20 protein-coding genes and 2 tRNA genes are annotated in these 21,038 nt (G+C 55.0%); 10 read left to right on the forward strand and 12 right to left on the reverse strand.

From position 1 onward, the window contains the following. Positions 1–5 precede the first annotated feature (5 nt). Both ACQUTD_RS07630 and ACQUTD_RS07635 read left to right on the forward strand, forming a co-directional pair. The gene (locus ACQUTD_RS07630; protein WP_473273984.1) at positions 6–353 is read left to right on the forward strand and encodes a helix-turn-helix domain-containing protein; all 348 of its coding nucleotides are present in this window, start codon (positions 6–8) and stop codon (positions 351–353) included. Next, entirely contained in the window at positions 236–1,393 is a 1,158-nt protein-coding gene (locus ACQUTD_RS07635) for a site-specific integrase (protein ID WP_333024979.1), read from the forward strand. Before ACQUTD_RS07630 ends, ACQUTD_RS07635 begins: the two co-directional genes overlap by 118 nt. A 14-nt stretch (positions 1,394–1,407) precedes the next feature. Here the strand turns inward: ACQUTD_RS07635 and ACQUTD_RS07640 are convergent. The 3 genes from ACQUTD_RS07640 to proB all read right to left on the reverse strand — a co-directional run bounded on the left by ACQUTD_RS07640 (position 1,408) and on the right by proB (position 3,963). Beyond that, positions 1,408–1,483 (reverse strand) — tRNA-Thr (locus ACQUTD_RS07640). Between the two features lie 111 nt (positions 1,484–1,594). After that, the gene (gene proA, locus ACQUTD_RS07645; protein WP_473273982.1) at positions 1,595–2,848 is read right to left on the reverse strand and encodes a glutamate-5-semialdehyde dehydrogenase; all 1,254 of its coding nucleotides are present in this window, start codon (positions 2,846–2,848) and stop codon (positions 1,595–1,597) included. A gap of 11 nt (positions 2,849–2,859) precedes the next feature. Beyond that, the gene (gene proB / locus ACQUTD_RS07650) at positions 2,860–3,963 is read right to left on the reverse strand and encodes a glutamate 5-kinase (protein ID WP_072567441.1); all 1,104 of its coding nucleotides are present in this window, start codon (positions 3,961–3,963) and stop codon (positions 2,860–2,862) included. Between the two features lie 289 nt (positions 3,964–4,252). Here proB and phoE point away from each other — a divergent pair, with 289 nt between their 5' ends. Continuing rightward, positions 4,253–5,314, forward strand: a complete 1,062-nt coding sequence (gene phoE, locus ACQUTD_RS07655; RefSeq protein WP_072567439.1) for a phosphoporin PhoE — start codon at positions 4,253–4,255, stop codon at positions 5,312–5,314. Between the two features lie 66 nt (positions 5,315–5,380). On the opposite strand, the gene crl is transcribed toward phoE, so the two are convergent. From crl to gpt, 3 genes are all read right to left on the reverse strand, one after another. Further along, positions 5,381–5,782: a sigma factor-binding protein Crl gene (gene crl / locus ACQUTD_RS07660; RefSeq protein WP_072567438.1), complete on the reverse strand. Its 402-nt coding sequence runs from the start codon at positions 5,780–5,782 to the stop codon at positions 5,381–5,383. Positions 5,783–5,839: 57 nt separating this feature from the next. After that, complete coding sequence (gene frsA, locus ACQUTD_RS07665; protein WP_072567437.1) at positions 5,840–7,084, reverse strand: esterase FrsA; 1,245 nt, start codon at positions 7,082–7,084, stop codon at positions 5,840–5,842. Between the two features lie 111 nt (positions 7,085–7,195). Next, positions 7,196–7,654 (reverse strand): xanthine phosphoribosyltransferase, encoded by a 459-nt coding sequence (gene gpt, locus ACQUTD_RS07670; protein WP_072567436.1) that lies wholly within the window; start codon positions 7,652–7,654, stop codon positions 7,196–7,198. Between the two features lie 258 nt (positions 7,655–7,912). Between gpt and pepD the strand changes: the two genes are divergently transcribed. After that, positions 7,913–9,373 (forward strand): cytosol nonspecific dipeptidase, encoded by a 1,461-nt coding sequence (gene pepD, locus ACQUTD_RS07675; RefSeq protein ID WP_473273979.1) that lies wholly within the window; start codon positions 7,913–7,915, stop codon positions 9,371–9,373. A 139-nt stretch (positions 9,374–9,512) separates the two neighbouring features. On the opposite strand, the gene dinB is transcribed toward pepD, so the two are convergent. Beyond that, positions 9,513–10,568 carry a DNA polymerase IV gene (gene dinB / locus ACQUTD_RS07680; RefSeq protein ID WP_473273978.1) on the reverse strand — a complete coding sequence of 352 codons (1,056 nt, stop codon included), beginning with the start codon at positions 10,566–10,568 and terminating at the stop codon, positions 9,513–9,515. A gap of 252 nt (positions 10,569–10,820) precedes the next feature. Between dinB and dpaA the strand changes: the two genes are divergently transcribed. Then, positions 10,821–11,561 carry a peptidoglycan meso-diaminopimelic acid protein amidase gene (dpaA, locus tag ACQUTD_RS07685; protein ID WP_473273977.1) on the forward strand — a complete coding sequence of 247 codons (741 nt, stop codon included), beginning with the start codon at positions 10,821–10,823 and terminating at the stop codon, positions 11,559–11,561. Here the strand turns inward: dpaA and ACQUTD_RS07690 are convergent. Further along, a complete protein-coding gene (locus ACQUTD_RS07690) occupies positions 11,532–12,299 on the reverse strand; it encodes a class II glutamine amidotransferase (protein WP_072567432.1) in 768 nt (255 codons plus the stop codon). The two genes, dpaA and ACQUTD_RS07690, sit on opposite strands and share 30 nt — an antisense overlap. Before the next feature lie 45 nt (positions 12,300–12,344). Beyond that, complete coding sequence (gene lpcA / locus ACQUTD_RS07695; protein ID WP_088220352.1) at positions 12,345–12,926, reverse strand: D-sedoheptulose 7-phosphate isomerase; 582 nt, start codon at positions 12,924–12,926, stop codon at positions 12,345–12,347. Positions 12,927–13,165: 239 nt separating this feature from the next. Here lpcA and fadE point away from each other — a divergent pair, with 239 nt between their 5' ends. Next, positions 13,166–15,619: an acyl-CoA dehydrogenase FadE gene (gene fadE, locus ACQUTD_RS07700; RefSeq protein ID WP_318363137.1), complete on the forward strand. Its 2,454-nt coding sequence runs from the start codon at positions 13,166–13,168 to the stop codon at positions 15,617–15,619. 108 nt (positions 15,620–15,727) lie between these two features. After that, positions 15,728–16,498: an amidohydrolase gene (locus tag ACQUTD_RS07705; RefSeq protein ID WP_473273975.1), complete on the forward strand. Its 771-nt coding sequence runs from the start codon at positions 15,728–15,730 to the stop codon at positions 16,496–16,498. 99 nt (positions 16,499–16,597) lie between these two features. Here the strand turns inward: ACQUTD_RS07705 and ACQUTD_RS07710 are convergent. Further along, positions 16,598–16,674 (reverse strand) — tRNA-Asp (locus ACQUTD_RS07710). Between the two features lie 128 nt (positions 16,675–16,802). Next, positions 16,803–17,534: a DNA polymerase III subunit epsilon gene (gene dnaQ, locus ACQUTD_RS07715; protein WP_318363135.1), complete on the reverse strand. Its 732-nt coding sequence runs from the start codon at positions 17,532–17,534 to the stop codon at positions 16,803–16,805. 65 nt (positions 17,535–17,599) lie between these two features. Between dnaQ and rnhA the strand changes: the two genes are divergently transcribed. Continuing rightward, positions 17,600–18,067 carry a ribonuclease HI gene (gene rnhA, locus ACQUTD_RS07720; protein ID WP_072567427.1) on the forward strand — a complete coding sequence of 156 codons (468 nt, stop codon included), beginning with the start codon at positions 17,600–17,602 and terminating at the stop codon, positions 18,065–18,067. Here rnhA and ACQUTD_RS07725 read toward each other — a convergent pair whose 3' ends face one another. Next, entirely contained in the window at positions 18,068–18,784 is a 717-nt protein-coding gene (locus ACQUTD_RS07725) for a methyltransferase domain-containing protein (protein ID WP_473273974.1), read from the reverse strand. It lies immediately after the preceding gene. 32 nt (positions 18,785–18,816) lie between these two features. Here ACQUTD_RS07725 and gloB point away from each other — a divergent pair, with 32 nt between their 5' ends. Together gloB and mltD are read left to right on the forward strand one after the other, a co-directional pair. Continuing rightward, a complete protein-coding gene (gloB, locus tag ACQUTD_RS07730; RefSeq protein ID WP_473273973.1) occupies positions 18,817–19,572 on the forward strand; it encodes a hydroxyacylglutathione hydrolase in 756 nt (251 codons plus the stop codon). A gap of 70 nt (positions 19,573–19,642) precedes the next feature. Further along, positions 19,643–21,007 carry a murein transglycosylase D gene (gene mltD / locus ACQUTD_RS07735; RefSeq protein WP_072567424.1) on the forward strand — a complete coding sequence of 455 codons (1,365 nt, stop codon included), beginning with the start codon at positions 19,643–19,645 and terminating at the stop codon, positions 21,005–21,007. The last annotated feature ends 31 nt before the right edge of the window (positions 21,008–21,038 follow it).

The raw sequence follows: 21,038 nt of genomic DNA on the forward strand, positions 1-21,038 counted from the left end.
AACCAATGGAAGAAATGATATTTACCCGCGATGAAGCGGCGGCCTTCCTGCGGGTCAGCGAAGGCACTGTGGCAGAGTGGATTAAGTCAGGCAGACTTGCTGCCACGCGCAAAAATCCCGCGAAGAAGAAAAGCCCATACCTCATCTGCAAGACAGATTGCATTGCAGCACTGAAGAACCCGATCCACAATCAGCCGGTGAATGCGGTTGATGTGCAGGAGGATAAAGCATGTCAATCAAACAACGTGCCGGTACGTGGCACTGCGACTTCGTTACGCCTGGTGGGAGCCGAATTAGACGGTCTCTTGGCACATCGGACAAAAGGCAGGCACAGGAACTCCATGACCAGTTGAAGGCAGAGGCATGGCGTGTCGACAAGATGGGGGAATATAAAGCGCATACATTCGATGAAGCATGTGTGCGCTGGCTGAATGAGAAGCAGCACAAGAAAAGTCTCGACGATGACAAAAGTCGGATCGGATTCTGGCTGATGCATTTCAGGGGGATGGACCTGTCAGCAATCACGGAAGATAAAATTCTATCGGCAGTAAGCGGGATGGTTAACCGGAAGCACCGGCTGAACTGGGAGGCGATGAGGGATAGCTGCTTGCGGAATGGCAAGCCCGTCCCTGAGTTTAAGGATAAGCCGGCAGCGCAGGCAACAAAGACAACTCACCTGGCTTTTATCCGGGCGTTGCTGCGTTGTGCTGCTAACGAATGGCGATGGATTGCCAAAGCACCGAATATCAAATGCCCGGTACCGAAGAACAAGCGCATCCGGTGGCTGACAAAGGAAGAAGCGCAGTCATTGATTAGGGAGTTGCCAGATCACTTTAAACCGGTGGTTATTTTTGCTCTGGCGACTGGTCTGCGGCGTTCCAACATAACGGATCTGGAATGGTCGCAGATAGACATGCAAAGGAAGGTGGCGTGGATACACCCTGAGGATGCGAAAGCAGGAAGGGCGATTGGGGTCGCCCTTAATGATTCTGCCTGCAAGGTGCTACGTGATCAGGTGGGTAAGCATAACCGGTGGGTTTTCGTTCACACTGAATCTTCCGTGCGCCCGGACGGAACCCGGACAAAAGAAGTCAGGAAAATGCGCAGTGATGCTAACACGGCATGGAAGGCTGCGTTAAGGCGAGCGGGTATCGAGAATTTCCGTTTTCATGACTTGCGGCACACCTGGGCGAGCTGGCTTGTTCAGTCCGGCGTTCCACTTTCAGCACTCAAAGAAATGGGAGGATGGGAGAGTATAGAAATGGTGCAGCGATATGCGCACCTGGCACCGAATCACCTGACGCAACATGCGATGCAAATTGACTCATTTCTGGCGGGAAATGGCACAAATATGGCACAAGGCACGTTTGCAGGTCTGGTGAATATCGCGTGAAGCCGCGTGGTTGTTGGTGCCGATAATAGGAGTCGAACCTACGACCTTCGCATTACGAATGCGCTGCTCTACCAACTGAGCTATATCGGCCCTGAGACGTCTTCACGGGCGTGAATGACGGTGTAGAAGGTTAAAACTAACAGGGCGATGCGTCAATAACCTTTCTAATCAACCGGCTACTTTTGCATCACCCCGTTTCATTTAAGCACGAATGGTATCGTCGCCAAAACCGATCCACTTATAGGTGGTCAGGGCTTCAAGACCCATCGGGCCGCGGGCGTGCAGCTTCTGCGTGCTGACGGCAACTTCTGCCCCCAGACCAAACTGTGCGCCATCCGTGAATCGCGTTGAAGCGTTCACATAGACCGCTGACGAATCTACCTCATTCACAAAGCGATTCGCATTGCGCAGCGTACGGGTGAGGATCGCGTCTGAATGCTGGGTGCCGTGCTCGCGAATATGCGCAATAGCGTCATCCAGATCCGCGACGATTTTCACGTTCAGATCGAGGGACAAAAACTCATCGTCATACTGCTGCGCTTTCACCGCTTCCACCTGCGCCGGCCCATCCTGTAACTGTGCCAGCGCGGCGGCGTCGGCATGCAGCGTCACGCCGCTTTCCGCCATTTGTTTGCTGAGCGCAGGCAGGAAGGTGCTGGCGATATGCTGATGAACCAGCAGCGTCTCCACGGTATTACAGGTGCTGGGACGCTGGGTTTTCGCGTTAACGATAATTTTCAGCGCCGGGTCAATCTCGGCGGTGTCATCCACGTAGATATGGCACACGCCGATCCCGCCGGTGATCACCGGGATGGTGGACTGTTCGCGACAAAGTTTATGCAAGCCTGCGCCGCCACGGGGGATCAGCATGTCGATATATTTGTCCATGCGCAGCATCTCGTTCACCAGCGCACGATCCGGGCTTTCAATCGCCTGTACGGCGCCCGCGGGCAGACCGCACTCTTCCAGCGCCTGCTGAATGACCTTCACGGTCGCGGCATTGGTGCGCCAGGTCTCTTTGCCGCCGCGCAGGATAGCGGCGTTGCCGGTTTTCAGGCACAGGGAGGCGACATCCACGGTGACGTTGGGGCGCGCTTCATAGATCACGCCAATGACGCCAAGCGGCACGCGGCGACGCTCCAGACGCAGGCCGCTGTCGAGCAGACCGCCGTCAATCACCTGTCCCACCGGATCGGCCAGCTTGCACACCTGGCGGACATCGTCAGCGATGGCTTTCAGGCGTGCGGGATTGAGCGCCAGGCGGTCGAGCATGGCTTCGCTCAGACCGTTACGACGCGCTTCTGCCACATCCTCGGCGTTCGCCAGCAGGATCGCCTCCGTCTGCGCTTCCAGATAATCGGCAATTTTTTCCAGCACGCGGTTTTTTTCGCGGGCGGATAGCTGCGCCAGTTTGTACGATGCTGCTTTCGCAGCGATGCCCATTTGTTCCAGCATACGTCTGCTCCTTAGCGGGTGATCATATCGTCACGATGGACGGCGACCGGGCCATATTCATAACCCAGAATCGCGTCAATTTGCTGCGAGTGGTGGCCAGCGATACGACGCAGCGCATCGCTGTTGTAACGGGTTACCCCATGGGCAATGTCGCGCCCTTCCTGGTTACGGATGCGGATCACTTCCCCACGCGAAAAGTTGCCGTTCACCTCTTTGATGCCTTTCGGCAACAGGGAGCTGCCCCGTTGCAGGATAGCCTCGGTCGCGCCCTCATCCACGGTGATTTCACCGGCGGGCGGCGCGCCAAAGATCCAGCGTTTACGGTTTTCCAGCGGTGAGGTCTGGGCATGGAACAGCGTCCCCACAGAGATCCCCTCCACCACATCGCCAATCACGCCGGGACGGCTGCCCGCGGCAATAATGGTGTCGATACCGGCGCGGCAGGCCACGTCAGCGGCCTGAAGTTTGGTTCCCATCCCGCCGGTGCCGAGGCCGGAAACGCTGTCTCCGGCAATGGCGCGCAGGGCGTCGTCAATACCATAAACGTCTTTGATCAGTTCCGCCTGGGGATTACTGCGCGGATCGGCGGTAAACAGCCCTTGTTGATCCGTCAGCAGCAATAATTTATCCGCACCGCCGAGGATCGCGGCCAGCGCCGAGAGATTATCGTTATCGCCCACTTTAATTTCAGCGGTAGCGACGGCGTCGTTTTCGTTGATCACCGGCACGATGTTGTTGTCCAGCAGCGCGCGCAGGGTGTCGCGGGCGTTAAGGAAACGTTCGCGATCTTCCATATCGGCGCGGGTCAGCAGCATCTGTCCGACATGAATGCCGTAGATGGAAAAAAGTTGTTCCCACAGCTGGATGAGACGGCTTTGCCCCACCGCTGCCAGCAGTTGTTTAGAGGCGATGGTCGCCGGCAGTTCCGGATAGCCTAAATGCTCGCGCCCGGCAGCAATCGCCCCGGACGTCACAATCACAATGCGATGCCCGGCGGCATGCAGCTGTGCGCACTGGCGGACTAATTCCACAATGTGGGCGCGATTCAGGCGGCGCGATCCGCCCGTTAAAACACTGGTGCCCAGTTTTACCACCAGCGTCTGGCTGTCACTCATGATTCTCTGCCGTTAAACAAATAAGAAAAAAGATGGGAAAGGACGTTTTAACAGGAGTCAGCGCGCTTGCCAATAACCTGCGTAAAAAGCCCGTTTTTTATTGCGCGGGATCAGCAAGCCTAACGGCAGAATTTGACACTTTTATGGCAGTAGCAAATAAATCCATTTTTTTCAAATTAATCCGACTTTGTCATAAAACCTTCATTCCAGAGCGTTAAAACCCCTCATGTTTTTTCACGGGGCTATAAGCCCAGCGAATATTAGCGTGTCTTTCAAATCAGGAATCAAAATGAAAAAGAGTACTCTGGCATTAGTGGTGATGAGCATTGTCGCTTCCGCATCGGTACAGGCGGCAGAAGTTTATAACAAGAACGGCAACAAGCTGGACCTCTATGGCAAAGTTAAAGCCATGCATTACTTCAGCGACGATGCTGGCAGTGACGGTGATACCACTTATGTGCGTCTGGGCTTTAAAGGCGAAACGCAGATTAACGATCAGCTGACCGGTTTTGGTCGCTGGGAAGCGGAATTTGCCGGTAACAAAATCGAAGGCGCATCTGACGCGCAGAAAACCCGTCTGGCCTTCGCGGGTCTGAAAATTAAAGATTTTGGCTCTCTGGATTATGGTCGTAACCTCGGCGTGATGTACGACGTGCAGGCGGCGACGGATATGTTCCCTGAATTTGGCGGCGACTCTCTGGGTAAAACCGACAACTTTATGACCAAGCGTACTACTGGCGTGGCGACCTACCGCAACACCGACCTGTTCGGCGCTGTGGAAGGCCTGGACATGACCTTACAGTATCAGGGTAAAAACGAAGGCACCCGCGCGGCGAACAAACAGAACGGCGACGGCTGGGGCACCTCTCTGGCCTATGATTTCGGCGGCAGCCCGGTCACTATCACCGGCGCTTATGCCAGCTCGGACCGTACCGATCTGCAACAGTTGCAGGCGCGTGGTCAGGGCGACAAAGCCGACGCCTGGGGCACCAGCATCAAGTATGATGCCAACAACGTTTACCTGGCTGCCATGTACGCGGTGTCTCACAACATGACCCCGATCTCCGGCGGTTTCGCTAACAAAGCGGAAAACTTTGAAGCCGTGGCGCAGTACCAGTTCGACTTCGGCCTGCGTCCGTCTCTGGGCTACGTGCAGTCCAAAGGTAAAGACATCGAAGGCGGGATCGGCGATGAAGATCTGGTTAAATACATTGATGTGGGCGTGACCTACTACTTCAACAAAAACATGTCGGCGATGGTTGACTACAAAATCAACCAGATCGACGACGACAATCAGCTGGGTCTGAGCAGCGACGACGTGGTAGCGGTCGGCGTGACCTATCAATTCTGATGACAGAAAAGAAAACGCCCTTCAGCGATGAAGGGCGTTTTTTTATGCGTAAGGTTTAGCGATAAATCAGGCCGAGAGCTTCACCGGCTCTTTTTTGAAGTCATCAGCAGGTTCAAGCTTCAGCTCAAGGGTGGAGAGCATATCGCGGGCACGACCATGAAAATCGCGCAGCGTATGTTCCAGACGCTCCTGCACTTCTTTGTCTTTGATCGCGACGGGCTGCCAGTGCCCTTCTTTATCAAACATGCCGAACTGATAGCTGTAGGTAAAGCGCTTCTCCTGGGCTTCCATTATCATCCACCAGCCCCAGAATTCGCGGCTTTCCGGCGCTGGCTTAACGTTAACGCAAACAGCCAGGCAGTCGAAAAAGAACCGATTATCTTCGCACTGTTCTTCCCGGATATAGGGGCCAAGTGCGGTGAATTTCTTAATAAGTCGGCTTCTCGGGTGTCCACTCGGTAACGTCATTGCAATCTCCTTATGTGTAGCCACTGTTTTACCAAACCGGCATAAATTAGCAATGCATTAACGCAATTTATGATTAATCCAGTCGGTAATTTCCCGCAGCGCACGGTCGAAATTGCGATAAAGCGGTTTCTGCGGGATCTCCAGCAGCTTGCCATCGGCAGATGACGAGGTGATTAAACGCGACTCTTCTTCCGGGCTAAAGGGATCGTTCTTCCAGAAGCCGGACAGCATCGGCGTCGGGCAACGGCGTCCGAGCAGCCCCTGCGTTTTCAGCGAATAGCGATTCAGCTCCACGCGCAGCGCTTCGTCCGAGGCATCGTGCATCCCCAGACGGCTCGCCAGCACGTCGAGATACATTTCCGGTATCGTGCTCAGACGGGCGCTGTCGGTCAGGAGCGCATGCACCATCGGCCCCAGACAGGCCACCGCTTTCAGGCGCGGCGATTCCAGATAGGCCAGCCGCACGGCGACGTTCGCGCCAAAGCGGAAGCCAAAGGCGGCGACGCGCGTATGGTCAATCCACGGAATATCCGGCAGCGCTTTCAGCACGTGCTGGTGGAGGATGCTGGAGTCCTGGGTCAGCTTCCATTTTGATGAGAAGCCAATCGACGGCATATCCAGCGTCAGCATGGCGATGCCCTGCGGTGCGAAATAGCGCTCATAAAGGGTGTAGTAGTCGCTTTGCAGGCTATCCAGCCCGCCGCACATCAGCACCGTCGGGAAGGGGCCGTCGCCTTTCGGCATGTGCAGAAACGCGGTCAGGGGCGCGCCGCCGGCAATGGGGATCTCCAGCTCGCGCAGCGAGCCAGGCAGCCGTCGCGCCGCTTCTTCATAGGCACGGTTCGCCAGCGCCTGCGCCTGCTCCGCCAGATCGTCACCCTTCAGATGGGGGTAGGCGGCAATGCTGTAGAGGGTAGAGGCATGAAGCCAGTGACGGCCGCTGAGGGCAGCGTCTTCTTCCTGACTGGCTTTTTGCTGCCAGACCATCGCCTGGGTGGCCCACTCATATATCCAGTTGCCGTTGCGATAGCCCACCACGGTGTCGTAAAGGGCGTTGTCGGTGCGTTCGGCTTCGCTCATCACGATGCGCGCCTGCACGTCCAGCAGCTCACGCGGATCGACGCCGCGCCAGATCCACATCAGACGGTTGTTCATGCGATACCAGCACGGGATGTTTCTGCCATCCAGCGCCGATTGCACCGCCGGTTGCGTGCCATGCTGAAAACGGCGGACTAATGTCGACGTTTCAGGGTGTTTGAAGCGGGGTTTAAACAGGGTTTCGCTAAGATTAGCCTGGGTCATTGCGCGCAGCCTCCATGAATACGTCACTAATGACTATTGTAACCTGCCGGGCGCTAAAATGAACAACGCCCGGCATAACCGGGCGCTGAAAAGGCATAATAGATGCGGGGATTAACGGCCAGAGATCGGCGGCACGAAGGCCACGCCCATATCCCAGGGTTGTTCAATCCAGGTATCCTGCGGAATATCAATTACATAATCATCCACCAGCGGACGACCAGCCGGTTTTGCAAAAATAGTAACAAAATGCGCTTTTGGATACATTTCACGAATAGCAACCGCGGTACCGCCGGTATCCACCAGATCGTCGATCACAATGAAACCTTCGCCATCGCCTTCCGCGCGTTTCAGCACGGTCAGCTCACGCTGGTTGTCATGGTCGTAGCTGGAGATGCATACGGTATCTACATGGCGAATACCTAATTCACGTGCCAGCAGTGCGCCCGGCACCAGACCACCACGACTAACGGCAATGATGCCTTTCCACTGCTCTGACGGCATCAGGCGCGCGGCCAGTTTGCGGGCGTGAATTTGCAACATGTCCCAGGTGACGACGTATTTTTCGCTCATGTGAAGTGTCCCAGCCTATTTTAAAACGGCTTAAAAAGTGTTCGAGGGGAAAATGGGTTGCGCGAGATTATAGAGATCCGACGCACTAAAAACCAGTGTTACGGGGCACCCGCGCTGCTTTTTACGTGCGTCACAGTACCAGGCCGCCAATAAAGTGGTATTCTGCCAGCCTATCGCGCAAGCATTGCACATGGTGTTTATTTGCTAACCCTGCAACCTGTACATTTCTTTTACAGGTCTATGTCAAGGAGACTTATCGTGTCTGAACTGTCTCAATTATCTCCACAGCCGCTGTGGGATATTTTTGCCAAAATCTGTTCCATTCCGCATCCTTCTTATCATGAAGAACAACTCGCCGCGCACATTATGGGCTGGGCGCAGGAGAAAGGCCTGTTTGCCGAGAGCGACAGCGTCGGTAATATCCTGATCCGTAAACCGGCTACCGCCGGTATGGAAAACCGTAAAGCGGTTGTGCTTCAGGCGCACCTCGATATGGTGCCGCAGAAAAACAACGACACCGTGCATGATTTCACCAAAGATCCGATCCAGCCTTATATCGATGGCGAGTGGGTAAAAGCGCGCGGCACCACGCTGGGCGCGGATAACGGTATTGGCATGGCCTCTGCGCTGGCGGTGCTGGCTGACGACAGCGTGGCGCACGGCCCGCTGGAAGTGCTGCTGACCATGACCGAAGAAGCCGGGATGGACGGCGCCTTTGGTTTGCAGGCGAACTGGCTGCAGGCAGACATTCTGATCAACACCGACTCTGAAGAAGAGGGTGAGATCTACATGGGCTGCGCGGGCGGGATTGATTTTATCTCCACCCTGCCGCTGTCCCGTGAAGCCATCCCGGCGGGTTTCCAGACCTTTAAGCTGACGCTGAAAGGCCTGAAAGGCGGTCACTCCGGCGGCGATATTCACCTCGGCCTGGGCAACGCCAACAAACTGCTGGCCCGCTTCCTGGCCGGTCACGCGAAAGCGCTGGATCTGCGTCTTGTGGATTTCAACGGCGGTACGCTGCGTAACGCCATCCCGCGTGAAGCTTTCGCCACCGTTGCCGTGTCTGCTGACAAAGCTGATGAGCTGAAAACCCTGGCGAGCACTTACCTCGACATTCTGAAAAACGAGCTGGAAGCGAAAGAGAAGAACCTGAACGTGGTTCTGGAAGCGACCACCACGGATAAAGCCGCGCTGACCAGCCAGTCCCGCGATGCGTTCGTGCAGCTGCTGAATGCCACCCCGAACGGCGTGATCCGCAACTCTGACGTGGCAAAAGGCGTGGTGGAAACCTCGCTGAACGTTGGCGTGGTGACCATGCAGGACGACAGCGCAGAGATCATCTGTCTGATCCGTTCGCTGATCGACAGCGGTAAAGAGTATGTGGTCAGCATGCTGGAATCCCTCGGGACGCTGGCTGGCGCGAAAACTTCCGCCAAAGGCAGCTACCCAGGCTGGCAGCCGGACGCCAGTTCGCCGGTGATGGCGCTGGTACGCGAAACCTATCAGCGTCTGTTCGATAAGACGCCGAACATTCAGGTGATCCATGCGGGCCTGGAATGTGGTCTGTTCAAAAAACCATATCCGGATATGGATATGGTATCTATCGGGCCAACCATTACCGGACCGCACTCGCCGGATGAGCAGGTGCATATTGAAAGCGTGGGCCAGTACTGGACGCTGCTCACTGAACTGCTGAAGGCGATCCCGGTTAAGTCGTAAGCTTTGTGATAAACGCCCGGCGGCGCTTCGCTTGCCGGGCCTACAACAGCTCGCCCGTGCAATGTTGTACGGGATTGCCGGGCCTGCATGAACACTGTAGGCCGGGTAAGCGCAGCGCCACCCGGCACGTTTCCCCCAATTAAAGCCCCAGCACCAGTTGCCGCTCCAGCTGTGGATCGAGCAGCGTAACGTGCAGCCCCACCAGTCTGACGCCCCGCCCTCCCCGCCGTTCATCCCAGGTTTTTCTGGCGATGGCGAGCAAATCGGCTTTGTTTAAGCACGGCCAGACGTGCTCCTGGGTGGTGAGCTGAAAATCGTTGAATTTTAACTTCACCCCCTGACGGGCAATGCGCAGATCCGGTTTAACCTTTGCCAGCCGCCGCTCCAGCTCATCATAAAGAAAATCAATCTGCGCTTCGCATTCTGACCACTCATGAATATCGTCTGCCAGCGTGCGCTCCACGCCGACCGATTTGCGTAACCGCTCGCTGGTGATCTCCCGCTCGTCGATCCCCTGGCTGCGCTCCCACAGCACACGGCCAAATTTGCCAAAGCGCTTGAGCAGCATAGCGAGATCGGCGCGCTGTACGTCTTCGCAGGTGCGCAATCCCAGCTTTTCCAGCTTCGCCGCCGATACTTTGCCGACGCCGGGGATTTTCGATAAGGGTAACGTGCGCAGAAACTGCGACACCTCGTTCGGGGTGATGACGTACTGACCGTTGGGCTTGTTAAGATCGGAGGCAATTTTCGCCAGAAACTTTACCGGCGCAATGCCAGCCGAGGCAGTGAGCTGAAGTTCATCAAAAATGGCCTGGCGGATCTGCCGGGCCATCAGCGTGGCCGAGCCCTGACAGTGCACGCTGTCGGTGACATCCAGATAGGCTTCATCAAGGGAAAGGGGTTCAACGTGCGAAGTGTAACGGGCAAAAATCTCCCGGATATGCGCGGAAGCTTCTTTATAGGCATCGAAACGACCGGGTAACAGGGTGAGATGCGGGCAAAGCTTCAGGGCCATCGCCGTGGGCATGGCGCTGCGCACGCCAAATTTGCGCGCCGGATAGTTGGCAGTGCTGATCACGCCGCGTCTTTCCCGGCTGCCGCCGATGGCGAGGGGAATATCACGCAGCGCGGGGTTGTCGCGCATTTCCACTGCTGCGAAAAAGCAGTCCATATCAACGTGTATTATTTTACGCATCGCAGACCCTCACCCATACTGGATAAGTATACAGCCTTACTGCCGTTTATGAGAAGCAGTTGTAATGATTTTGTGAGCAATGAGATAATCAATAGCAATGGCGCAATTAAACATAGTGTAAACGCGCTTATCCGGACTTGCGAAAAACTACCGGGGTGCTAATGTGAGCGCTCCTGACACAGATTAGTCTGATTTCGGATCCCTTTTGCCGTCCTGGCAATGTGAATTACGTTTTATCAAGGAACCAGCAGTATGCGCAAAATCGCATTATTTCTTGCGATGCTTTTGATCCCGTGCGTCTCGTTTGCCGGGCTGCTTAGCAGCAACAGTTCAACCACGCCGGTCAGCAAAGAGTACAAACAGCAGTTGATGGGGTCGCCGGTTTACATCCAGATCTTCAAAGAAGAACGCACCCTTGATCTCTACGTCAAAATGGGCGAGCAGTATCAGCTTCTTGATAGTTATAAGATCTGTAACTATTCAGGCGGTCTGGGACCGAAACAGCGTCAGGGCGATTTCAAAAGTCCGGAAGGCTTTTATAACGTTCAGCGCAGCCAGCTGAAGCCGGACAGCCGCTTCTATAAGGCGATCAATATCGGTTTCCCGAACGCCTACGATCGTGCTCACGGTTATGAAGGCAAATACCTGATGATCCATGGCGCCTGTGTCTCTGTCGGCTGCTATGCGATGACCGATTCCGGCATTGATGAGATCTTCCAGTTTGTGACCGGCGCGCTGATTTTTGGTCAGCAAAGCGTGCAGGTGAGCATTTACCCGTTCCGCATGACCGACGCCAATATGGCGCGTCATAAATATTCTTACTATGCCGATTTCTGGAAGCAGCTGAAGCCGGGATATGACTATTTCGCCGCAACCCATCAACCGCCTGTTGTGTCGGTGGTGGACGGGCGTTACGTGGTGAGCAAGCCGATCGCTAAAGGCGCTGTGCAGCCTCAGCTGGCGTCAAACTACACGCTCCCCGAGGCAAAATAAGACCCACTCACCTGGCATGATTTTGTGCCAGGTTTCATTGCCGGTTAACGGCTGAGTGGCGATAACAGTAACCACATCATTCGGTGTGGTTTCTTTCTGGAAGTCGATCTCCACGTCCTGATCCAGCAGCGTCGCCACGCCAAAGGGCGCGCGCCTTGTGATCCAGAACAGATTAGTCGAGCAGTAGGCCATCACGTAGCGCCCGTCCGACAGCAGCATGTTAAACACGCCCTTCTCACGCAACTCTTCCGCCAGCGTCCCGATGTATTTGAACACCGCCGCCATATTGCCTGGCGTACGCGGATAGCGCGCGGTTAATTTATGCAGCAACCAGCAAAAGGCTTTTTCGCTGTCGGTTTCCCCTACCGGGCGGAAGTTGCCGGTTTCCAGCGATTTATAGCCGGTCAGCTGGCCATTGTGGGCGTAGGTCCAGTTGCGACCCCAGAGTTCACGGGTGAAAGGATGGGTGTTTTCCAGCGCCACTTCGCCACGGTTTGCCTGGCGAATATGGGCGATAACGGAGCAGGATTTGATGGGATAATCCTGTACCAGCTTTGCTATCGGCGAGTTATAGCTGGGCTGTGGATCTTTGAACGTGCGACAGCCTTTGCCTTCGTAAAAGGTAATACCCCAGCCGTCTTTATGCGGCCCGGTGCCGCCTCCGCGCTGTACAAGCCCGGTAAAGCTGAAGCAAATATCGGTAGGCACATTGGCGCTCATCCCGAGCAGTTCGCACATACAACACCTCCACCACGCTTCGGGGGCGGTCGCCCCCGATGAGAGTTATGCTTTAACCATCTCTTTTTCGATTAACTGGATCAGGATATGGATCACTTTGATATGGATTTCCTGAATACGATCAGCATAACCGAAATGCGGCACACGAATTTCAATATCCGCAGAACCGGCCATTTTGCCGCCGTCTTTACCGGTCAGGGTGATCACCTTCATGCCCTTTTCACGCGCCGCGGCAATAGCTTTGATCACGTTGCCGGAATTACCGGAGGTAGAGATCCCCAGCAGCACGTCCCCTTCACGGCCCACGGCTTCCACGTAACGCGAGAAAATATAGTCGTAACCGAAATCATTGCTGACGCAGGAAATATGGCTGACATCAGAAATAGCGATAGCCGGATAGCCAGGACGGTTTTCACGATAACGACCGGTCAGCTCCTCGGCAAAATGCATGGCATCGCAATGTGAACCGCCATTACCGCAGGAAAGTACCTTACCGCCCGCTTTGAAGCTGTCTGCCAGCAGTACCGCCGCGCGCTGAATGGCGTGGATATTGGCTTCATCTTTCAGAAAATTCGCCAGCGTTTCCGCCGCTTCGTTCAGTTCGTTACGAATCAGATCCTGGTACATGAGGGTATCCTTAAAAATGGATGAGGTTAACTCATCGCAGTGTACCGGATAGCGTTTCGGGCGAGAAGTATAAGCCTGACATATCACCGGGCCTTTTCGGTTTTCGTGCGCTCCCCCGCCCCAACAATGTGAACCAGGTTGTAATTATCTTGTAAACACATTGCTAAATAAAATGACATCCACTACAACCATAACATCACAAGTGGTCAGACCTCCTACAAGACAGGGAGCAATTTTCTATGATAATTTTGAGTATCCTCGCAACCATGGCGCTGCTCGGTGTGCTGTTTTATCACCGCGTCAGTCTGGTATTAAGTAGCGTTATTCTGCTGGCGTGGACCGCCTTGCTGGGCCTGACGGGGTTATGGTCCATCTGGGTGCTGTTGCCGCTGGCGATCATACTGGTGCCGTTCAATGTGCCATCCATGCGCAAGTCCATGATGTCGGCACCGGCCTTCCGCAGCTTCCGCAAAGTGATGCCGCCGATGTCGCGCACGGAAAAAGAGGCGATTGATGCCGGTACCACCTGGTGGGAAGGCGATCTGTTCCAGGGCAATCCTGACTGGAAAAAGCTGCATAACTATCCGCAGCCTCGTCTGACCGCTGAAGAGCAGGCGTTTATTGACGGGCCGGTGGAAGAAGCCTGCCGCATGGCAAATGATTTTCAGATCACCCATGAGATGGCCGATCTGCCGCCGGAACTGTGGGCGTTCCTGAAAGAGCACCGTTTCTTTGCGATGATCATCAAAAAAGAGTACGGCGGCCTGGAATTCTCCGCCTATGCGCAGTCCCGCGTGCTGCAAAAACTGTCCGGGGTTTCCGGTATTCTGGCGATCACCGTCGGCGTGCCTAACTCATTAGGTCCGGGGGAGCTGTTGCAGCACTACGGTACCGATGAGCAAAAAAATCACTATCTGCCGCGCCTGGCGCGCGGGCAGGAGATCCCCTGCTTTGCCCTGACCAGCCCGGAAGCGGGTTCAGATGCGGGCGCGATCCCGGATACCGGTATCGTCTGCATGGGTGACTGGCAGGGGGAACAGGTGCTCGGTATGCGCCTGACCTGGAACAAACGTTATATTACGCTCGCGCCTATCGCCACCGTACTTGGCCTGGCGTTTAAACTCTCGGATCCGGAAAAACTGCTCGGCGGTGAAGTGGATCTGGGCATTACCTGTGCGTTGATCCCCACCAACACGCCGGGCGTGGAAATTGGCCGCCGTCACTTCCCGCTGAACGTGCCGTTCCAGAATGGCCCGACCCGCGGCGACGATATTTTCGTGCCTATTGATTACATTATCGGTGGTCCGAAAATGGCCGGTCAGGGCTGGCGTATGCTGGTGGAATGTCTGTCGGTGGGTCGCGGTATCACGCTGCCGTCCAACTCTACCGGTGGTCTGAAATCGGTGGCGATGGGCATCGGCGCTTATGCCCATATCCGTCGCCAGTTCAAAGTAGCGATCGGCAAGATGGAAGGTATTGAAGAGCCGCTGGCACGTATTGGCGGTAACGCCTATGTGATGGACGCGGCGGCATCGCTCATCACCTACGGCATTATGCTCGGTGAAAAACCGGCCGTGCTGTCAGCAATTGTGAAATACCACTGTACCCATCGCGGTCAGCAGTCAATCATTGACGCCATGGATATCGCCGGCGGTAAAGGCATTATGCTGGGCGAAGGCAACTTCCTGGCGCGCGCCTATCAGGGCTCCCCTATCGCCATTACCGTGGAAGGGGCGAATATCCTGACCCGTACGATGATGATTTTCGGTCAGGGCGCGATCCGCTGCCATCCGTATGTACTGGATGAGATGAACGCCGCGCAGAAAAATGATTTGAATGCCTTTGATAAACTGCTGTTCAAACATATCGGGCACGTCGGCAGCAACATGGTGCGCAGCTTCTGGCTCGGCCTGACGCGCGGCCTGACCAGCCGTTCGCCGACCCATGATGCGACAAAACGTTATTATCAGCACCTTAATCGCCTGAGCGCTAACCTCGCCCTGCTGTCCGATATTTCCATGGCGGTGCTGGGTGGCAGTCTGAAACGCCGCGAACGTATCTCCGCGCGTCTGGGCGATGTATTAAGCCAGGTGTTCCTCGCCTCTGCGACCCTGAAACGTTATGACGACGAAGGCCGTCACGAAGCGGATCTGCCGCTGGTGCACTGGGGCGTGCAGGATGCGATTTATAAAGCTGAACAGGCGATTGACGATCTGCTGGCTAACTTCCCGAACCGCGCGGTCGCCGGATTGATGAGAGCCGTGATCTTCCCGACTGGCCGCCACTACCTTGCTCCGTCGGACAAACTGGATCATAAAGTGGCGAAGATCCTGCAAACGCCGAGCGCCACCCGGTCGCGTATTGGTCGCGGTCAGTATCTGACGCCGAGCGAGTACAACCCGATTGGTCTGCTGGAAGAGGCCCTGCTGGACGTGATGGCCGCGGACCCTGTCCACCAGCGCATCTGTAAGGAAGCGGGCCGTAATCTGCCGTTTACCCGTCTGGATGAACTGGCGCGTGATGCGCTGGCGAAAGGCATCATTACCGCTGAAGAAGCCGCGATCCTGACGAAAGCCGAAGAGAGTCGTTTACGCAGCATCAACGTCGATGACTTTGAGCCTGAAGCGCTGGCGACACAGCCGGTAAAGCAGTCATCACCGCCGGAGAATATCCGTAAAATCGAAGCCGCCTGACGTTAAGGCGCACTGTCAAACCCCGCCCTGTGCGGGGTTTTTTATTGCCAACACATTCCCTGAACGCCGTGCTACAGTGTGAAAATACGGATCTTCGGGAGACACAATGTGCCTGGTTTGAAAATTACGTTACTGCAACAACCGCTGGTCTGGATGGATGGCCCGGCCAATCTGCGTCATTTTGACAGACAACTGGAAACCCTCACCGGGCGCGATGTGATCGTCCTGCCGGAAATGTTCACCACCGGCTTTGCGATGGAAGCCGCGCAGCAATCGCTGCCGCAGGATGAGGTGGTCGCCTGGATGCATGACAAGGCCCGGCAGACCAATGCGCTGGTGGCGGGGAGCGCGGCGCTGCAAAGCGAGCGCGGGCCGGTAAACCGCTTTTTGCTGGTGGAGCCGGACGGCACCCTGCATCACTATGACAAACGCCACCTGTTCCGTATGGCCGATGAGCACCATCATTATGAAGCCGGAAATGAGCGTGTGGTGTTTGAGTGGCGCGGCTGGCGCATTCTGCCGCTGGTGTGTTACGACCTGCGCTTCCCGGTGTGGTCGCGCAATCGCAATGATTATGATCTGGCGCTGTACGTCGCCAACTGGCCTGCGCCGCGTTCGCTGCACTGGCAATCGTTGCTGGTGGCGCGCGCCATTGAAAACCTGGCCTATGTGGTGGGCTGTAACCGCGTCGGCACTGACGGCAACGGGCATCATTATCGGGGCGACAGCCGTATTGTCAGTCCGCAGGGTGAGATCTTAGCGACCGCCGAGCCGCATATGGCGACACGCATCGAGGCGGAACTGTCCCTGACGGCGCTGAAAGAGTACCGCGAGAAGTTCCCAGCCTGGCAGGATGCGGATCCTTTTACGCTGGAGTAAATCCGTGCTGCCCTCTTCTGTCATGAGAGGGCAAAATGCAACGATGGTTTCAGAAACGACAAAGCCCTGAATCATTGCTGATTCAGGGCTTTTGAATAGTGGCGGAACGGACGGGACTCGAACCCGCGACCCCCTGCGTGACAGGCAGGTATTCTAACCGACTGAACTACCGCTCCACTGTTCCCGTGGGAACGAGGCGAATATTACGGTTTACCATGCAGGGCGTCAACGCTTTTTCTTCAGTTTTGAATCAGTTGCTGCAAAAATCGCCCACATGCTGATTTTTAGCGCTTTTCGAAGGATATCAGGCGCGCCACAGGCAGCTTCCGCCTTTCTTTTGCACCAGATCGAGCCGCTTTTCATGCTCCATCACTTCTTCCTCACTGGCAAAAACCACGCGCAGATTGCTCGCCTGGCGGATAACGCGCTGAATCCCGGTTTCATCCTGCTGTTGCTGATTATCCCCTTCCATGGAAAACGCCATGCTGGTTTGCCCGCCGGTCATCAGCAGGAAAACGTCGGCGAGGATTTGGGAGTCGAGTAACGCCCCGTGCAGCGTACGTTTGCTGTTGTCTATTTCATAACGCGAGCAGAGCGCATCCAGGCTGTTTCGCTTACCGGGAAACATTTTACGCGCCAGCGCCAGGCTGTCGGTGATCTTGCAGAAGGTTTCCGTTTTCGGGATCCCGCGATTCAGCTTGCTAAATTCATAATCCATAAAGCCGATATCAAACGAGGCGTTATGGATCACCAGCTCCGCGCCGCGGATATAGTCTAAAAACTCATCGGCAATGTCGGCAAACGTCGGTTTATCCAGCAAAAACTCGTCGGCAATACCGTGTACGCCAAAAGCTTCAGGATCCACCAGCCGATCCGGTTTCAGATAAACGTGGAAGTTATTGCCGGTCAGACGGCGGTTGATGACCTCAACCGCGCCGATCTCAATGATTTTATGCCCTTCGTAATGAACGCCAAGCTGGTTCATACCGGTGGTTTCGGTATCGAGGACGATCTGTCGTGTAATTGCAGTGCTCATGTCGGTCATTTATGTCAGACTTATCGTTTTACTTGCCGTTTTTAATTACAGGAAGTCTACCAGAGATGCTTAAACAGGTAGAAATTTTCACCGATGGATCTTGCCTCGGTAATCCGGGTCCGGGTGGTTATGGTGCAATATTACGCTATCGCGGCCATGAAAGAACCTTCAGCGAAGGCTATCGGCTGACCACCAATAACCGGATGGAGCTGATGGCCGCTATCGTCTCCCTCGAAGCGCTGAAAGAGCACTGCGAAGTGGTGCTTAGCACCGACAGCCAGTACGTCCGCCAGGGGATCACCCAGTGGATCCATAACTGGAAAAAACGCGGCTGGAAAACCGCCGAAAAAAAACCGGTAAAAAATGTCGATTTATGGAAGCGCCTGGACACCGCCCTCGGTCAGCATGAGATCCGCTGGGAGTGGGTGAAAGGCCACGCCGGACATCCGGAGAACGAACGCTGCGATGAGCTGGCGCGCGCGGCGGCCATGAATCCCACTCAGGACGACATCGGTTATCAGCCGGACGCCTGATCAGGGCTTGCGAAACTGGCGCGTCGCGCCCACTGCCTGCCTGACACGTTGCCGGGCCTTACTCTGTTTCATGGGATTAAGCGTCAACGGGATAGTCCGTTTACGGGCCACAATCAGTTGCATGCAGCCAAGGGCGGGCAGATGCGTACTCAACATTTTTCCGCCCTGCCTGCGCCAGGGTAAGACGTGAAAGCGGCTGTAGTGCAGCACTTCAAAGTTGAGCAGCGATAACCAGTCCAGTTGTCGCATCATGGTAAACATGCGGCTGCGGTAGATTGCCGACTGTCTTCGTATCGGCACGAGTTTGCGCAGCCCAAGCAGGCTTACCGGATTAAAGCCGCTGATCACCAGCCAGCCATCATCAATCAGCACACGGTCCGCTTCCCGCAATAAGCCGTGCGGATCGCCACACCAGTTGTGGGTGTGCGCCAGTAAACAGGCGTCGATAGATTTATCGGCAAACGGCAAATGCAGCGGATCCGCCCTCACCTGTAAGGCGTCGCCCTGAGGCGCTACATTGACCTGATGCGAGATAGCGCAAGTTTCGACATTGATTTCTGCGCTGAGATTGCCAATCTTAAGCAGGTGAAATCCATAGATTTTCGCCAGCCATGGCTTGAGTTGCAGTTCCAGCGCGGCACGATAATGTTCGCCTGCGGGAAAGTCACTCCAGTGTTCGGGTGCCACAAATGTTTGAGGTATCCTTGCCGCCTTCATCACAACCTTCCGCTACGCTTTGAGAGGTAATTATGAATCTTAACAGTATTCCCGCCTTCCAGGACAACTACATCTGGGTGCTCAGCAACGACGAAAGACGCTGTCTGATTGTCGATCCGGGCGAAGCCGCGCCGGTGCTGGATGCAATCAAAGAAAACCAGTGGCAGCCCGCCGCTATTTTACTGACGCATCATCACAATGATCATGTCGGCGGCGTGAAGACGTTACTGCAACAGTATCCCGATATTCCGGTCTACGGTCCGGCGGAAACCCAGGGTAAAGGCACGACAGAAATTGTAACCGGGGGCGATAAAATTACCGTTTTGGGTATGGAGTTCGCGGTGTTTTCCACGCCAGGTCACACTTTAGGACATATCTGTTTCTTCAGTTTCCCTTATCTTTTTTGCGGCGACACGATGTTTTCTGGCGGGTGCGGCAGACTGTTCGAAGGCACGCCGGAGCAGATGTACCAGTCCTTTGTCAAAATTGCCGCCCTTCCGGACGAAACGCTCGTTTGTTGCGCACATGAATACACGTTAGCCAATATGAAGTTTGCCCACAGTATCCTACCGCACGATTCGCTCATAAATGATTACTACAATAAAGTTAAAGACTTACGCGCAAAAAAAGAAAAGACATTACCCGTTTTTCTGAAAAATGAACGCCACATAAATTTATTTTTACGTACGCAAGACCCTGTTTTAATTGATCAAATAAATAAAGAAACAAATTTGCAACAGCCTGAGCAGCGTTTTGCCTGGTTGCGGGCAAAGAAAGATGACTTCTGACGGTTATGCTTGTCTTCTGCAAACATCGCCGTTATGATCGGTCGTCTTTTAAGCAACTATTGACACACACATGAAGGCAAAAGCGATATTACTCGCCTCTGTCCTGCTGGTAGGTTGCCAGGCTAATCAAGATGGCAACGTTCAACAGCACGCACAGAGCCTTTCTGCAGCTGGTCAAGGGGAAGCAGGAAAGTTTACGAGTCAAGCACGCTGGATGGACGATGGGACATCCTTCGCGCAGGATCAAGACTTGTGGGCTCTCATTGGCGACGAGCTAAAGATGGGAATTCCGGAGAATGGCCGGATTCGCGAACAGAAACAGAAGTATTTGAACAATAAGAGCTATCTCCACGATGTAACTTTACGGGCAGAGCCGTATATGTACTGGATAGCAGGGCAAGTTAAGAAACGTAACATGCCCATGGAACTGGTACTACTACCCATAGTGGAGAGCGCTTTTGACCCACACGCGACGTCTGGTGCCAATGCCGCAGGCATTTGGCAAATCATTCCGAGCACGGGGCGCAATTATGGTTTAAAACAGACACGCAATTACGATGCGCGTCGTGATGTAGTGGCGTCCACAACGGCCGCGCTCGACATGATGCAGCGTCTGAACCGTATGTTTGACGGCGACTGGTTATTAACAGTCGCGGCCTATAACAGCGGTGAAGGTCGTGTACTGAAGGCAATGAAAGCGAATAAAGCCCGGGGTAAACCCACGGACTTTTGGTCTCTTTCACTGCCACAGGAAACCAGGATTTACGTGCCAAAAATGCTGGCTTTGAGCGATATTCTCAAGAACAGCAAGCGTTATGGCGTTCGTCTGCCTTCTACAGATGAAAGTCGTGCGCTGGCGCGCGTCAGGTTGAACAGCCCGGTTGAGATTAACCAGCTGGCTGAAATGGCGGGAATACCCGTGAACAAGCTGAAAACCTTTAACGCAGGCGTTAAAGGCTCGACGCTCGGTTCGAGCGGCCCTCAGTATGTGATGGTGCCGCAGAAACATGCAGAACAGCTGCGTGAATCACTGGCTTCCGGCGAAATCGCTGCCGTACAGCCGACGCTGCTCGCGGATAATAAACCGCTGACCAGCCGAAGCTATAAAGTACGTTCAGGGGATACGCTTTCTGGCATTGCGTCACGTCTCGGCGTGACATCCAAAGATCTCCAGCAATGGAATAATCTGCGGGGTGCAAGCCTGAAGGTCGGCCAGAACCTGACCGTCGGTGCGGGCAGCAGCGCGCAGACCCTGGCGAACAACAGCGATAGCATTACCTATCGTGTTCGCAAAGGCGATTCGCTGTCGAGTATTGCTAAACGTCACGGCGTGAACATCAAAGATGTGATGCGCTGGAACGACAGTACCGATAACCTGAAGCCTGGCGATCAGCTGACGCTGTTTGTGAAGAACAGCGCGACACCTGACTCCTGATGATGAAAAAAGGCACCGCTTCCCCGGTGCC

The sequence above is a fragment of the Enterobacter sp. K510 genome (genome assembly GCF_055804875.1).

Coding starts and splice junctions, on each gene's coding strand:
- dinB (WP_473273978.1), bottom strand. CDS start 10,568: ATGCGTAAAATAATACACGTTGATATGGACTGCTTTTTCGCAGCAGTG.
- fadE (WP_318363137.1), top strand. CDS start 13,166: ATGATAATTTTGAGTATCCTCGCAACCATGGCGCTGCTCGGTGTGCTG.
- ACQUTD_RS07690 (WP_072567432.1), bottom strand. CDS start 12,299: ATGTGCGAACTGCTCGGGATGAGCGCCAATGTGCCTACCGATATTTGC.
- proA (WP_473273982.1), bottom strand. CDS start 2,848: ATGCTGGAACAAATGGGCATCGCTGCGAAAGCAGCATCGTACAAACTG.
- crl (WP_072567438.1), bottom strand. CDS start 5,782: ATGACGTTACCGAGTGGACACCCGAGAAGCCGACTTATTAAGAAATTC.
- proB (WP_072567441.1), bottom strand. CDS start 3,963: ATGAGTGACAGCCAGACGCTGGTGGTAAAACTGGGCACCAGTGTTTTA.
- ACQUTD_RS07725 (WP_473273974.1), bottom strand. CDS start 18,784: ATGAAGGCGGCAAGGATACCTCAAACATTTGTGGCACCCGAACACTGG.
- lpcA (WP_088220352.1), bottom strand. CDS start 12,926: ATGTACCAGGATCTGATTCGTAACGAACTGAACGAAGCGGCGGAAACG.
- gpt (WP_072567436.1), bottom strand. CDS start 7,654: ATGAGCGAAAAATACGTCGTCACCTGGGACATGTTGCAAATTCACGCC.
- mltD (WP_072567424.1), top strand. CDS start 19,643: ATGAAGGCAAAAGCGATATTACTCGCCTCTGTCCTGCTGGTAGGTTGC.
- ACQUTD_RS07630 (WP_473273984.1), top strand. CDS start 6: ATGGAAGAAATGATATTTACCCGCGATGAAGCGGCGGCCTTCCTGCGG.
- gloB (WP_473273973.1), top strand. CDS start 18,817: ATGAATCTTAACAGTATTCCCGCCTTCCAGGACAACTACATCTGGGTG.
- dpaA (WP_473273977.1), top strand. CDS start 10,821: ATGCGCAAAATCGCATTATTTCTTGCGATGCTTTTGATCCCGTGCGTC.
- frsA (WP_072567437.1), bottom strand. CDS start 7,084: ATGACCCAGGCTAATCTTAGCGAAACCCTGTTTAAACCCCGCTTCAAA.
- dnaQ (WP_318363135.1), bottom strand. CDS start 17,534: ATGAGCACTGCAATTACACGACAGATCGTCCTCGATACCGAAACCACC.
- phoE (WP_072567439.1), top strand. CDS start 4,253: ATGAAAAAGAGTACTCTGGCATTAGTGGTGATGAGCATTGTCGCTTCC.
- rnhA (WP_072567427.1), top strand. CDS start 17,600: ATGCTTAAACAGGTAGAAATTTTCACCGATGGATCTTGCCTCGGTAAT.